General features: G+C 57.3%; 17 protein-coding genes. 16 read left to right on the top strand and 1 reads right to left on the bottom strand.

Annotated elements, in window-relative coordinates:
* Window positions 1-568: 568 nt before the first annotated feature.
* The 13 genes from BW934_RS13370 (at window position 569) to BW934_RS15410 (ending at window position 10,385) form a co-directional block, all read left to right on the top strand.
* Window positions 569-1,204, top strand: coding sequence for an HD-GYP domain-containing protein (locus BW934_RS13370; protein ID WP_076349023.1), 636 nt, complete (start codon window positions 569-571; stop codon window positions 1,202-1,204).
* Window positions 1,201-2,556, top strand: a complete 1,356-nt coding sequence (locus BW934_RS13365; protein WP_076348945.1) for a lytic transglycosylase domain-containing protein — start codon at window positions 1,201-1,203, stop codon at window positions 2,554-2,556. The genes BW934_RS13370 and BW934_RS13365 overlap by 4 nt, the downstream gene beginning before the upstream one ends.
* Before the next feature lie 75 nt (window positions 2,557-2,631).
* Window positions 2,632-3,852, top strand: coding sequence for a hypothetical protein (locus tag BW934_RS13360; protein WP_076348943.1), 1,221 nt, complete (start codon window positions 2,632-2,634; stop codon window positions 3,850-3,852).
* A gap of 11 nt (window positions 3,853-3,863) precedes the next feature.
* Window positions 3,864-4,571, top strand: a complete 708-nt coding sequence (locus BW934_RS13355) for an SAF domain-containing protein (RefSeq protein WP_076348941.1) — start codon at window positions 3,864-3,866, stop codon at window positions 4,569-4,571.
* Entirely contained in the window at window positions 4,568-5,617 is a 1,050-nt protein-coding gene (locus BW934_RS13350; RefSeq protein ID WP_076348939.1) for a CpaE/TadZ family protein, read from the top strand. Before BW934_RS13355 ends, BW934_RS13350 begins: the two co-directional genes overlap by 4 nt.
* The gene (locus BW934_RS13345; RefSeq protein WP_076348937.1) at window positions 5,604-7,037 is read left to right on the top strand and encodes an ATPase, T2SS/T4P/T4SS family; all 1,434 of its coding nucleotides are present in this window, start codon (window positions 5,604-5,606) and stop codon (window positions 7,035-7,037) included. The genes BW934_RS13350 and BW934_RS13345 overlap by 14 nt, the downstream gene beginning before the upstream one ends.
* A 4-nt stretch (window positions 7,038-7,041) precedes the next feature.
* The gene (locus BW934_RS13340) at window positions 7,042-8,022 is read left to right on the top strand and encodes a type II secretion system F family protein (RefSeq protein WP_076348935.1); all 981 of its coding nucleotides are present in this window, start codon (window positions 7,042-7,044) and stop codon (window positions 8,020-8,022) included.
* A gap of 15 nt (window positions 8,023-8,037) precedes the next feature.
* On the top strand, window positions 8,038-8,883 hold the full coding sequence (locus tag BW934_RS13335) for a hypothetical protein (protein WP_076348933.1): 846 nt from the start codon (window positions 8,038-8,040) through the stop codon (window positions 8,881-8,883).
* A 73-nt stretch (window positions 8,884-8,956) separates the two neighbouring features.
* Window positions 8,957-9,121, top strand: coding sequence for a hypothetical protein (locus tag BW934_RS15115; RefSeq protein WP_200805762.1), 165 nt, complete (start codon window positions 8,957-8,959; stop codon window positions 9,119-9,121).
* Between the two features lie 16 nt (window positions 9,122-9,137).
* The gene (locus BW934_RS15110; protein ID WP_008338900.1) at window positions 9,138-9,302 is read left to right on the top strand and encodes a hypothetical protein; all 165 of its coding nucleotides are present in this window, start codon (window positions 9,138-9,140) and stop codon (window positions 9,300-9,302) included.
* Window positions 9,303-9,333: 31 nt separating this feature from the next.
* A complete protein-coding gene (locus tag BW934_RS13330; RefSeq protein WP_076348931.1) occupies window positions 9,334-9,717 on the top strand; it encodes a hypothetical protein in 384 nt (127 codons plus the stop codon).
* Window positions 9,714-10,205: a hypothetical protein gene (locus BW934_RS13325; RefSeq protein WP_076348929.1), complete on the top strand. Its 492-nt coding sequence runs from the start codon at window positions 9,714-9,716 to the stop codon at window positions 10,203-10,205. The genes BW934_RS13330 and BW934_RS13325 overlap by 4 nt, the downstream gene beginning before the upstream one ends.
* A gap of 75 nt (window positions 10,206-10,280) precedes the next feature.
* Window positions 10,281-10,385 carry a putative holin-like toxin gene (locus BW934_RS15410; protein ID WP_008338896.1) on the top strand — a complete coding sequence of 35 codons (105 nt, stop codon included), beginning with the start codon at window positions 10,281-10,283 and terminating at the stop codon, window positions 10,383-10,385.
* Between the two features lie 528 nt (window positions 10,386-10,913).
* Here BW934_RS15410 and BW934_RS13320 read toward each other — a convergent pair.
* Window positions 10,914-11,585 (bottom strand): S24 family peptidase, encoded by a 672-nt coding sequence (locus BW934_RS13320; RefSeq protein ID WP_076348927.1) that lies wholly within the window; start codon window positions 11,583-11,585, stop codon window positions 10,914-10,916.
* Window positions 11,586-11,733: 148 nt separating this feature from the next.
* On the opposite strand from BW934_RS13320, the gene BW934_RS13315 reads away from it, so the two are divergent.
* From BW934_RS13315 to BW934_RS13305, 3 genes are all read left to right on the top strand, one after another.
* A complete protein-coding gene (locus tag BW934_RS13315; protein ID WP_076348925.1) occupies window positions 11,734-11,985 on the top strand; it encodes a helix-turn-helix domain-containing protein in 252 nt (83 codons plus the stop codon).
* 59 nt (window positions 11,986-12,044) lie between these two features.
* Complete coding sequence (locus BW934_RS13310) at window positions 12,045-13,235, top strand: helix-turn-helix domain-containing protein (protein ID WP_234969831.1); 1,191 nt, start codon at window positions 12,045-12,047, stop codon at window positions 13,233-13,235.
* A 13-nt stretch (window positions 13,236-13,248) separates the two neighbouring features.
* A partial coding sequence (locus BW934_RS13305) for a hypothetical protein (RefSeq protein ID WP_076348923.1) occupies window positions 13,249-13,948 on the top strand: 700 nt, incomplete at its 3' end.

Raw genomic sequence — 13,948 nt, 5'->3', positions numbered from 1 at the left:
CGCGGTGCGAAAGTTGAAGTTGTGGCTTCGACTACTCGGGATCTTTGCCTTAGGCATTGAAATCGAGCGAGAGCCTGCTTCACATAAACAAGACAACCAGCCCCACAAATAACCTGGCCGGGTTATAGGCTGGTTGCCCTGCACCGAAATATGTCGGCCCGATGCATGCGCTGCAGGCCTTCCCACCCACCAGTATACACGCTGGTGGGTGATTTTTTTATCATGGACACTGCGCCGTATCTTATTTCCACTATACCACATAAATCATCATGAGGAATACCGCGAGATCAGACGGCCTGCCCCGGTATCTCGCGACAGCGGGGCCAGGATAGTGCGGAGTGCAGAATGCCTGGGTGTGGAACCTACCCTCTCATTGCCTGGCTCCTCATGCGCCGTGGGTACAGAACGAGCACATGAGGAGCCGAAGAACCAAGGGCGGGTCCTCGTTCTGAGTATAGACTTCCCTATCCGAATGTTTCAAGTCCTTCTCTGCACTTTATTTGGCGTAAAGTTGGCGTGGTTTGGAGGTGTATGCGCATTAACCTGATCACACAAGGAGATGATCATCGTGCATTCGCTGACGTCACTCTTCGAATCCATCGCATTTGTCGCCGAATACGGCGAGCCAGACGCCGATCGACACGTGAAGCGCGTCGCCACTTATGCGCGCTTTGTCGGCGCTCACGTCCTCCGTTTGCCCAAAGCGGCCTGCGAGCGTTTGGAGCTCGCTGCACTTGTTCATGACGTGGGCAAGGTGGCTTTGCCCCGTGAGTTGTTGCGAAAGCCTGGCCCGCTGTCGCCAGCAGAACGCCAGTACGTGCAACAGCACACGGTACACGGACGGGACATCCTTGCACATATCGCACAATCCTACACCGGTCGTGATGGAGACCTCTTCGAGTTAGCCCAACAGGTCGCGCTTTATCATCATGAACGTTGGGACGGGAATGGGTATCCAGAGGGGCTGTGCCGAGAGGAGATCCCGCTAGCGGCGCGAGTCGTTCATCTCGTGGATGTGATTGATGCCCGGCTCAGTCCGCGGCCGTATAAAGCAGGCCAGTCATGGAATCAGGTGAAGCAGGCACTTGTGGAAGGCATGTATCTCGATTTTGACGGCATGCTGGTGACGGGCCTCTTGCAGGTGGAGTCGGCGTTCTTGGAACTCGTCCAAGCGCAAACGTACAGGCAGCTGGTGACCATATGAAGCGCATCGGACTTTTTCGCATCCCAACCGAGCCGAAAGACGTGTTCCCCTGGCTGGTGAAGCGTCTGGTACTCGCGCTTGGACTGGGTGGCGTTCTTGGCTATCTGGCGCTTCTCATCGTCGCGTTGTCGCTGTTGGGATTCTTGGTAGGGGATTATCAGGCGAATGGGAAGGGCACGGTGGAAAACGGGAACATCGTGCTGTCGAATGCGACGGAAGCAAAGGAAACGGCGCTCAAAAACACATACCAACAGGTGGCCGACCAATGGCAACAGGGACTCTCCGCATCGCAAATTGCGCAGGTGGAAGAGCAGCAAGTCGACCTGCCGGCCGCGGTGCTCATGGGCATCGGTAAGATGATCAATAACCTAAATCCGCCGAACGCCCAGGAATACTACGACTACCTGATGCCCGTGTACACGTGGCACACCTACATCGACGTGACCATCACGTATCGCACGGTGTGCGGAAAGGACGGCTGTCATGTCGTTACCCACGAAGTGGACACGCCCGTCACGATGCTCCAAACGGCCAATACGTGGGACGGGACGCTCGTGGACACGTACAAGTGGGTCACATCCATGTCAGGCACGACCCAAAATGGCGTGTACACCAAGAAAATCGAGCTCGCTTCCTCCACGCGCACGTACGACTGGTCGCGTGTCTGGAATCTGTTCAAGCACATCCCGACGGCGCAACACACGCACATCAAGGAATCCCAAGAGGACGAGGACATCTTGGCGGGGTTCATCGGGGCCATCGACTACACGATCTCAGACCCAGAGGTGCAGAAGATGGTCACGTCTGTGCTGTTCCCAGGCGGTGTTGTGGTGACCGATCTTCCGCACGTATCTACAGCATTGCCAAGCGGGAATGCGATTCAAAACATCCTGCACTACAAAGCGGATATCGAGGCCGCGGCGCAGATGTTCCACATTCCGGCCGTGCTCATCGCGGGCGTCATGTACCAGGAATCGGGCGGGAATCAGCTGGACCTCTCTGGACACGTGTTGACTTCGAGCGCCGGGGCGATGGGGCTCATGCAAGTGGAACCGAGCACAGCGGAAGGCCTTACGGTGAACGGCGTGCCCGTGGGGGCGAATTGGTACGCGGATTTGTCAAACCCCACGACGAACATCCTGCTTGGCACGGAGCTTTTGTCGGAGCTCTATCACGAGTTCAACGAGAATGTGGACGAGACATTATCCGCCTACAACGCAGGTCCTGGCGCCGAAGAAGAGGCGCTATCGCAGGGCTACACGGTGGCCCAAAACAGCCAGACGCTCGAGTACGTCGCGGCGATCACGCAGCAGTGGATTCCGGCGCTGGAGCCGTACTTCGGCAGTCTCTAATATGGCGTAAAGTTGGCGTAAATCATGATGGCACATGCGCTAGCATGACACCGAAAGGCCAAAGGAGGTGGCGCCATGCTCTATCTCGCGTTTCCGGCGGACTTGCGCGAGCGTTACGCGGAAAGCACATGGCTCGTCTACGACAAGCAAGTGCTCGAGACGTCGTTTGCGCCAGGAGATATCCTGCTTCTCTCCACGTGGGTAGTTCCGCATCGTGCAGAGCAGCTTCAAATCATCCATCAAGCGCGACAAGAGGGCGCGCGCGTCATCTTTGTCGGCTCAAAAGAAGACGAGACCGACGAATGGAAGCGGCAACTGTGTTCGCTTGGGGTGTATGACTTCGCGTTTTTCGGCGATGAAGTGGTACTCGGCGTGCTTGACGATCTCATCGAACACCCGCGGACACCGCTCGATGTGCGCGCATACGTGGACGAGACGGTATGGCACTTGGCGCGGGGAGACCCGGTGGTGGTTGAGGTTGAGACCCCCAAAGTTGATACGGACGAGCCTACGCAGGATGAAGCACCCGTTCGTCCACGCTGGCGGCGTCCACGATGGGGCAAGGTGAGTTCGTCTCCGCCGGAGCGATTGCAAGTCGTGCAACCTCGGCTTGTCGTGGTCTTAGGGCTTTGGCCGCGCTCAGGGGTTACCACGATCACGTACCTGCTCGCGAAGCTCTTCGCGAAACATCTGCCCACGCGCTCTGTGGCCTGTATCGAGCACCCGAGGTCATGGCCGCGGATGTGGGACTACTTTCAGCTGGATGCGCGGATGCCGGCCGAGAGCTATCGGCACTGGACGGTGGACGGTGTGGGACAAGAGATCGAGGTGGATGGGGTGGATTTGGTGCCCCTGCCGCCTGGTTGGATTGGGAGTGCCGATTACGGTCAGCCCATGGTGCAGTACATCTTCCGGCAAATGCGAAAGCCGGTGACACTCGTCGACGTGGGGACGCAAGCGCCAAGCGACATGCTTTTAGGCGTGGCGGACCGGATCGTGTGCGTGCTCGATTGCGATCCGACGTTTCTCTCGATTGCCGAACTCGGCAACCAGTACCGGGCGCTCACCGCCAAATACGGCGGGTCCATGGTCACCGTTCTGAACAAATGGACGCGGTTCGCGCATTACGAGGACTTGTTTGAAGATACGGTGCGGGTGCCGTATCTCGCGCCCGAGATGATGCAACAAGCGCTCTGGGCGGGGCGGTTTCCGGACGTCTCGGCCTTGACGAGTGAGTTACACGAATTGACCGAACGCGTAGTGACACCGCTCTTACCTGCGCGCGTCGGTGGATAGGAGGCGAGGAGATGAAGTCCTGGGTGAGATACACCCTTGCGACCACGCTGTTTGTGGTCGGTGTCGGGGGCAGTATCGCGTACAACCAGTTCGTGGCCCCGATACTCACGAGTGAATGGGTGTACGTCGCGCGCACGCAGCTGCCCGCGGATACCCCCATCCAAGCGGCGGATGTCGAGCGCATCCGCGTACCGAAAAGCGAGGTGAGTCCCGACGCGATTACGAACGCGGAAGGACTGATTGGCGCGTACACGGCACAAACGGTCGATCAGAATCAGGTGTTGACCGCGCTTGATACGGAGCCTGACCCCTTCACAATTACGCCCGGCACGGAGGATGTGCCGATTCCCTCGACGTGGATTGCGTCGGTGTCGGAGACGCTTCGCCAAGGGGATTACGTCGATCTGATTCCGATCGCAGAGCCACAAGCCGGCGCCAACAACGTCGGGACGTTCACGACGACCAGTGAGGCCTCCGAATTCAAACATCTCCTCGTGTTATCGGTGCACACCGATAACAACGCCGAGGTGACGTCGCAACAGACGGGGGCGCCGCAATCGGTGGGGGCGCGGGGCAACGGCAATGGTATACCGGCGAGTGTGGACCTGAAGATGACCTCTGCCGAAGCGCAGGCCTTGGCGAGCCTCATTGAGCAGAAGTATCAACTGCTCATCGTGGGCGTGTCGGATGACAACTGGACGGGAGGTGGGGCGAAGTGATCGCGGTGAGGCTTCGTGAGTCGCTTCAAAGGGAACTTACCGGGCGCGTGGAAATCGCGGAAGACTGGCATGCACTTGAGGGCCGTAAGGTAGATGCTCTTCTGCTCGATGCCAAGCGTGTGCCGGAGACGGAGTTGTACGAGATTCGAGAGCGGTTTTCCGAGACGCCTATCACATACATCGTGGACGAGTTCACGTCCGCGCTCACCGCGTTTGCGGCGGCACACAACATCCGTCTCGTGCATGCTTCGCGCGTCCTGTCTTATCTGGACGAAGCCATCGGACAAGGCCAATCCACGCCGATCCTCGCGTTTTGGGGTGTGTATCCGCGGCTTGGCACCACGACGATTGCCCTCGCCGTAGCTCATGTGTTGGCCGCACAGCACGGCAAGTCCGTCGGGGTCTTGGGTCTCAACGCCTATGATCCGGGCACGGCCATGGTGCCAGGCGCCGAACATCACCTGGACGACATTCTGTCCTATCTCGCGCAGCAAAAGCTCGATCCGGAGACCCTGCAGGCCGCGATGGAGCCTGTGCTTCGTGTGAAGTACCTGCCGGGACTTCAAAACCAGACGCGCGCGTTGGCGGTGATGCCCGAGCACGTCCGGCACCTGCTCCACGTGGCACGGTCACAGTTTGAGGTGTTGGTGCTGGACGTGGGGAGCGCACTCAACACGGCGCTGGCGCTTGAAGGTCTCCAAGCGGCCACGCACCGCTACGTCATCGCCAATGACCTCGTGGCGACACAACGGCAACTCTTGCGGCAGATGGATTATATCCTCCGGCCCTTAGGTGTTGAGCCACGCGACCTGATGCTCATCGGCAGTCAAGTACACGGCAAGGGCGGTCTGGCGAAGGCGGTGGGGATGATGCAACTTGCGGCCATTCCGTATTATCCGTCCATCGATCTTTTCGCGGAGCAATCGCCAGAGCCGATGAAGGTGTTTCTGGCGGAGAAGACCTTTCGCAAGGCGGTCGAGACCCTGGCTCAATCGGCTGTGACGTTGCCTGCGACCCCGGAGGTGGCTGCGAGTGTCCGTGCATGAGCTTCTGCCAAGCGAGCCCTTTCGCGCGGATCGGTATGTGCTGGAGACGCAGCGCGAGCGCGCCAAAGACTACGGGGAAGTGCCGTTTGACCGCGTGATCGAAGCGTTTCAGCAATACCTCGGAGAGGAAGTCGGCGGGAAAGACGAGGTGGATTCGCAGTACCTGCACCGCAAGTACCGGGCGCTCATCGGGGATGAGGCCGCGAAGCAGTATTTCATCCATCGCATCCATGACTTTTTGCGGGAACGTCCCGAGTTTCAAAACACTCGGTATCCGCGGTACTACCCGGACTTGCCGGAAGCGATCTTTCAACATGCGCTCGGCTTTGGGCCCATGAGCGTGTGGTTTGCGAATCCGACCGAATCCGCGACCGTAAACGGCACTCAGATCCTATTTGGCGTCAAGGGGTCGAACACGAAGGTCCTACAACCTTTCGCGTTTGACTCCATCGACCAGGTGAAGCGGTTGGTGCGCACGCTCACGCTCCGTGATCCGACGAACCAGGTCAATCAGACGAATCATTGGACGCAGGTCGATATGCTCGATGGCACGCGCGTGACAATTTTCGCGCCGCCTTTGTCGGAGACGTACGTGCTCGTCTTCCGGCACTACACCTTTCATCGCTACACGTTCGAACACGAGGCCGAAATGCGCACGATCCCGGCCGATTCCGTCGAGTGGTGGAAGCTCCTGAGCCGACTCATGCTCACGATGGTGACGACCGGGATTCGGCGGTCGGGGAAGACCACGTTCTTGAAGGTCATCTTTGGCGCGCGCGATCCGAATCTCGAAGTGGTGACAGTGGAACGCGGCACCTTTGAGGCCCATCTGAAGCGAGACTTCCCGGAACGCGCGGGACGGATCATCGCGCTCAAGTCACCGCTCGATGAGATGACGTCGCTTTTTCCAGCCTTCCTGCGCTCAGACGCCCACTACATGATGGTGCCGGAGATCCGAAGCAGTGAGGTCGATTTGCTCATCCTCTCGCGCGAGCGCGGCAACGGGTGTTTGGCGAGCTATCACAGTCCGTACGTGACCAACATCCCGCGAGAGCTCGCCGATTTGGCGCTCGCGAACAACCCCAATCGGGATTACCGGGCGACCTACCTCCGGACGGCGCAAAGTCTCGATGTCGCCATCACCATGTGGGAAGACCCGACGGGTCGAAAGATCGTGACCGGCGTCTACGCTTACGAATTCGACCATGAGACGGAATCCTACACGGTCACGACGTGGATGAAGTATCACCGTGCTACAGACCGTTGGACGTTTCACGCGGAGATTCCGAGGACCATGCGCGAGCGCTTGGAGGACACATACCCGGATGTCCTGGCCGCGTTTGAGGCGGAGTTTCAACGCTTGGCGTCGGCGTATCCGTTTCAAGGCGAGGCCAAACGTCGCGTGAAGATTGGGGGGTGAAGCCATGGCGAATGCACTGAATACCCTTGCGCAAATCGTCTTGTATGGCGTGGCCTGCGCGGGATTCCTTTGGCTCTTTGAGCAGGTCTGGCGAGATGGGTGGGCGTGGGTGAAGCGGACGTATTACGGCATCGGGCATCGGCAGCTCCTCCGCGTGAGCGAGGGGTTTCGAGGCCGGCAGGTGACGCAGTTGCCGTGGTGGATGGGCTGGCATGACCACCTCGAAACGCTTTTGCAGGCCACGCTCAAACGTCCTCACCGTGACGCGGTGTCGCGGTTCATCGTGGGCTCAGTCACGGCGGCCGTGATCGTGGGTGTGCTCACCTCTGTGGTGACGCACAACCCGTTCTATGCGCTTGTCATGTTTGCGTTGACCGTAGTCGCACCGTACGGCGTGCTCCAAATCCGCCGCTATCACATGAGCATCAGGAACTCCTACGACATCGGTACGCTGCTCTCGGTCATCGTGCCGGAGTACCGCAAGCAACACGGGAGCATGCTGCATGCTCTGCAATCGACGGTGGAGCATCTGCCGCCAAGCCCGATGCGGCGGGCGGTGGCGCGCTTGACCGACCGACTGACGGATTACACAACGCCTGACGATGCGAGGCGCGCCCTGCATCGCTTCGTGAAGGAGCTCGGGACCTCGTGGGCGGAGCAACTCGCGAGTGACATTGAGCACGCCCTGTTGGACGGTGTGAACGTCGAAGCGAGCCTTGCGCTTTTGCACAAGGAGTTCAAGGAGATTGAAGACGCGCGCAAGTCGCAGAACCTGGCCCGGATCGACACGCTCCTCATCTCGTGTGTGCCTTTTCTGATGTGGCCCGTCATGATGGTGCTCTTCTACCTCTTTGTGTCGCGGAACATCTTCCAGTACCAGTTTGCGAATCCGACAGGCTTCACGTGGTTCCTTTTGACCCTTCTTGCCACGCTGGGGTCGTTCATCATCGGGATCACGTTCTACAAGCCGAAGCAGGACATCTGAAGGGGTGACAACGGCATGGGTTACGTGATTTTGGCCTTGGGACTCATTCCAAGCGTGCTGTTGGTCATGGGGGCTGGACAGGGCGAGTACGCGGGCATACGGACGCGCGCGCGGATTGCGGCCGGGTGGTATGGGGCGAAGCGGAGGATGCGGGTGAGGCTCGAAGACGAACAGCTCGTCTCGTTACTGCGGAAAAGCGGCCTCACGCTGAAGGCGTATCAGTACTACTACCTGCGCATGGGGCTGACGCTCGTCTTCTTGCTCATGGGAGTCGTGGGGCTTCTTCATGGACGGATTTTGCTGATGCTGTTTCCGCTCGTCGCATGGTTTGGGCTCGAGTATCGGCGTCCGTTCCCGATGTACTACGGCTTCCTTGCCCTGCAAAAGCAGGCGGCGTTGGAGCGAGACAAGGCGCTTTATCTCCTCTACCGCCTGCTCCTTCAAGAGGCGGTCGCGTTTCGGGGGCGACCGCTCGGGGTGTATGACATGTTACGCCGCCAATTGCACCGTGTGCCTGTCTTACGCCCGTTTTTGGAGCGGTGCCTACATGATTGGGTCGACGATCCCGCAGCTGCACTCCAACGCTTCAGTGAGGAAGTGGGAACGTCCCAAGCGCAGGCGCTGGCGCACATGCTCATCGAGATCGAGGAAGCAGGCGTCGCCGTGGCGCTCGACGTCCTCCAGACAAACTTGGAGCGATTCCGAGCCGACCGCATTGCCGCCTTCCGGGCGCACCTGAACACGCGCTCCATCTTGGCGACGGCGCTCACGATGCTCGGGCTTGGGGCGACGAGCTTCGATCTAATGGTCGTCATCCAGGTCTACGCAGGCGCACTCATGCGCGCGAGTGCAGGCGGATGAAAATATGGCGTACTCTTGGCGTAAAATGCTCGCTTTCAAACCGTATCGTGGAGCATGAGAGGAGGCGCGGAGGATGCGGCAGATCATCATTAGCTTGCTCGTGATGGTGATGGTCATCGGTTTGGCGGTGACAAACGTGCGTTTTGGCAAACACGAACTCACGCAAGTCGGACAAGCCGGGGTGTCGACCCTCACGAACATGCCGACCGCGAATCTCGCGTCTCGCTCCAATTCTTAAAACAGGGGGATGACACATGAACTCACCCATTGTCGGTGTCGTGGTCGCGCTTCTCGTCTTGATTGGCGGCGTCGTAGGCACGGTCGCGATGAACACGTGGAGCTCGTCACAGCAGTCAAATGTGCAGTCGTTTACGGGACAGCAAATTACGTCCGCGGAAGGCTCCGTGTCGGGCGGTTGATGGCGTGAAAGCATGAGGGAGGTCGGGTCGGATGAGAAGTGCGATCATCTTCGCGCTGATGTTCTTTTTCATCCTGTCGTGGAACTACCAGCCGTACATGGATGTCATCAATGGCGCGCGGTTGGAGTATCTGCAGGCGGTGGCCGAAACGGCGATTTCGGAGGCGAAGATCAAGGGCTACTTCTCGGCGACCGATCTCTCCAACATCCAACAGGCGGTGGCGACGCACCTGGGCTATCCGGTCTCGGAAGTCCAGGTGCAAGGCACCACGCTTCCCACGACGCGCGGGAACCCGATTGACATCCAAATCTCCATCCCCACACATATCAACCTGTTCTCCATGGCGCCTGCCTCCAATCATGCGACGCTCACAGCGTATGAGAGCGCGGACAGCGAGGCGATAAATCCCTCATGAAGTGGATCTTGATGGCCTTATTCCTTGTCGTGTTGCAGTTTTGGACGCATGAGCAGGTGCTGAACTTGGAGATGGAGACGGTGGTGTATCACCGCATCGTGAATGCGATGGTGCTCGCGAGTCAGGACGCGGTGGAGGACGTGATTCCGTCCAGCACGGCGAACGGCCAGCCCATCTTTGACCAGACCGAGGCAGCCCAGACGTTCCGGACGACACTTGCCGACAATCTCGGATTGGACCCAAACACGCTCCAGCCATTGCCCAATTCGACATTCCGCGTCGCGCCTCGAATTGTGGACGAGGAGTTTTACGACTGGAGCAACACGACCTTCCCGTACCACTACGTCAACAGCGCGTATGGGATCAACGAGACGCTAGACGCGCCTTCGATGGTCGTAGTGGTGCAGTTCACAATGCCGAGCTACGCGGCGAATGTTCAACCATTCACGATTACGGTGCCGATGGTGCAGAGTTATGCAGGCTCTTAGAGGCTTGTGCTAGACTGGAGACAGGCACCACCTTGGGGGGCCACTCCCTGCCCGTGTGACGGGAGGGGTGGGGCCATGGACGTGATCGGCATCCTTCAGCTGATGATCCAAACCGGGTCATTGCTGATAACGTTGCTGCAATTCGTGCTGGCTCTAGTCCTTGCGATGAAACGCAAGTAGACCGCCCCCATTAGGTTCGCGCCGATGGGGCGGTCTCTTGCCTGCATGATGTAACTATTCGGGCAGGGACACTGCCCAGGCGTCGGTGCCCGAGCGTCGGAGCCGCAAACTCCGGTACTCTTTTCAGTTTAAGTGTAACACAGGGGATTGATACGTCAATGCAAAGAGCCGCAGCGATGTGTGGTCTCTTGCGCAAGGTTTGCAAATACACCACCGAAGACCGGGCTATCGTTTTGCCACAGCATACGCGCTCGTTCGCACGGCAATATCATGAGCGCTGGAGTGTCGCGGCGTGCACTGGAGAAGCAAGTCTCTGTGGCGGCCGTGCGGTTAGCGGAGCCTGTGAAGCCACCAAGGTGCATTTCGAGAAACAACCCACAGAGCAACCATCCGTCCTCTCGAGTCGCACTCTCGATATTGACGACATGACCGGAGGGACGGTCGATGTGCGGAAGCTGGGGAATGTACAGGAACGTGGTTTAAAGAAGATTCTGGCGTCTTCCCAATAAGAATCGTATTGCATCGGCGTTAATATTTCTTTTTAATCCTGTGTCTAACTTCTACGACAACGCCGATCACGTGTACATCCTTTGCTGGATATATCATCGGCTCCATTTCGGGATTGCTGGGCGTAAGCACACATTGATCTCCTTGACGTTTCACCCGCTTTAGAGTGGCTTCTTCACCGTTTATAGCCACTACACAGATGTCTGATGGTGAAAAATCCGGTGTAACAATCACAACTACCCGGTCGCCATCGTATATTTGATCACCTATCATGCTATCGCCGACAACGCGCAATATGAAGGCTTCATGACCGCGAACGAGTTCTTTTTCGACCAGTTCATATTCAGGTGCTAATTCACTGATCATTTCAATCGGTTGTCCAGCACGTATGGAACCAAGAACCGGGATTTTAACCATATCAGAATTTATTATAAAAATATCGTCTATGGAGCTTGAAGTAGAATCTCGAGGTTTGATGTAACCGGCTTTCTCCATTAAATGCTCATACGAGACACGCAATCCCTTTGCGAGTTTTTCAATGAATTCAGGACTCGGTATATCTCTCACTCCACGCTCTATTCTTGAAATATGTGCCGCGCTTACACCGGAGTACAGAGCTAATTGATTGATCGAGTAACCACGAGCCTCGCGCAAACTTTTAATGTAAGCTCCAAACGACTTCGGATCGGTCAAGAGAAACGCCTCCTAGGTATGAGTTTAATAGCGTTATTGCCAGGAGACAAAGACTCATTTTAAAAAGTAATACCAACAGGGAATATTGCCTGTGGGTATTGGTGGTGCTAATATGTTGCTAAGAGGTAATGCAAAAGGGGGGTAAGTCATGAAACTCTCGCTTAATGTCCCCGTGGTGAAGCAATTTATGCAAAAGAAGGGTTGGAATGAACGGGATTTGGCACGCCATATGGGTATCTCTTATACGACCGTATACCGTGCAATGAGGGGACAACGCGGAGTGGGTGGTTTATTTGTAAAAAAACTCATGTGCGTGGTAGGTGGCGACTTGGCCCTGGACGATGTGGTTATCGATGTCACTCTATTACCTGGTGGTAACGAAATTCAAGATAAAGGGTAAAATTTTAATCCCAAAGTCTTCCCGGTCCCACTGATAGAGAAAGTTGAGGTGTGCGCGATATGCGACATAACTCCTCCATGCGTCTAAAGCGTGTGGTCATTAAAGAAGAACTCGTTGCGCTCACTGGCGACTACATTAAAGCGATATTGCTTAATCAATTTTTGTACTGGTCGGAACGCGTAGAGGATTTCGACCTGTTTATTCTCGAGGAGCAGCAACGCGCTCGCGATATCGGGGACGAGTTGAATATTGAACTCCGCCAGGGTTGGATTTACAAAAAGGCAGAAGACCTGTCGGAAGAGACTATGCTGAACCTATCAAAAACTGCAATCGGCAATCACCTCAAGTCGCTTGTTGATGCTGGATGGATTGAGCAAAGGCGAAATCCCCAAAACAAAATGGACAAGACGTACCAGTATAGGGTCAACATCGTGAATATTCAAAGGGATTTAATGCAACTTGGATACTCCTTAGAGGGATACCTGGTACCGCTCGATATCCTTGTCTCTGTCGCAGATCAACTTCGGAGTCCAGAAAATGAACTTCGAGGTCCACTGAATGGACTTCGAAGTCAAGAAAATGGACTTCGTAGTTTCGAAAGTGGACTTCGGAGTCCATTTCGTGGACAGCAATACCAGAGACTACATACAGAGATTATAGATGATGATGAAGACGAAGATCGCGCGCACGCGCGCGTGTACCAAATCGAGGAATCTAAGCGAGACGCACTCACGGACCTGTTGGACATGCCTGCCGAAATCTCAGCGACAGATGAGACACCGGCGCATACATACAACACCAGCTTGCCTAGTGCAACTCCTCCAAGCGCTTGGACGAATGAGGACGACCCCTACATGGCCATCGACCAACGCATGACGATGCACCTGGGACGACCCTACTTCGCCAAGGGAAACGACTACCGAGCACTCAAGGAACTTACGGCGAGCGGCGTCCCCATGGACTTCATCCTGGCCGGCATTGACTACACGTTCGCCACTTTCGCCGACCGACGTCCGCGCAGTTTCGCGTATTGCGCGGAGGTCATCAAGGAGCGCTGGGCGGCGGAGGTCGCCAAGCGACAGCCTGTCGAGGCGGTGAACTGGGCCGAGTATCGCGAACATTGCGTGAAACCTCAACCTTCGCCGTCGCCTCATCGGACGAGCCGAACTCGCACATCTCAGCCGACACGCAGGGAGCGCATCCGCGACGAGCGGTACGCGGAGTTCTATGCACTCTTCCCGGATGAGTGAGGAGGTGACGGCGATGGAGGGGCACTACACGTACGCGCTCATGGGTCCGACGAGTGAGCACATGGTGACGTGCGAGATGCAGCCGGACACGTTCGTGGAGGTTCTGCGCGGGGCGTTCGAGGCGATCGGAGTTCGCTTGGACGACCTTGTGTTGCGGATCTACGTGCAAGAAGGCGCAGGCGGGTGGCAACTGGTCCACGGCCGCATCAAGGACATGCGGGAGGCCCAGCAGACATGCCTTTTGCCCATGCCGCCGGAACCGACATCTGCCGCTCCGAATGTGCTCGATGACGCGACGTATCAGGAGATCGGGTACGCGGCGCTGAACCTGTACCGGGTGCTGTGGCAGTCCCGCCAGCGCATCAAGGCGACGAGTTTGAAGACGAAGGTGCGAGTGCGGCAGTCGCTCCGCGCGTTGGAAGGCCAAATGCGGCTGATTGAACAGGCCGTGGAGGGCACGGAGTGGTGGGGATTGTTCCGGTTGCGGTATCAGCAGGGCAAGAAGCTCGTGGCCTGTGCGATGGAACTGCACATGTCGTCGCGGACACTGAACCGCGAAATCAGCGACATGGCGGTACACGTGGGGCGGATGCTCGCCACGGTGTTGAAAGAGCGAGAACTAGCGGAGTTGATGGAGGCCGCGAAGCGCGTACCGATGATGCCGGGCAGGGCGACGGGGCGTGTGGTGCGGTTTGAGCAGCGGGCGTTGTGGA

It is taken from the genome of Alicyclobacillus vulcanalis, from assembly GCF_900156755.1.
Lineage (GTDB): Bacteria > Bacillota > Bacilli > Alicyclobacillales > Alicyclobacillaceae > Alicyclobacillus > Alicyclobacillus vulcanalis.
This window is presented reverse-complemented; position numbering and strand designations above follow the sequence as displayed.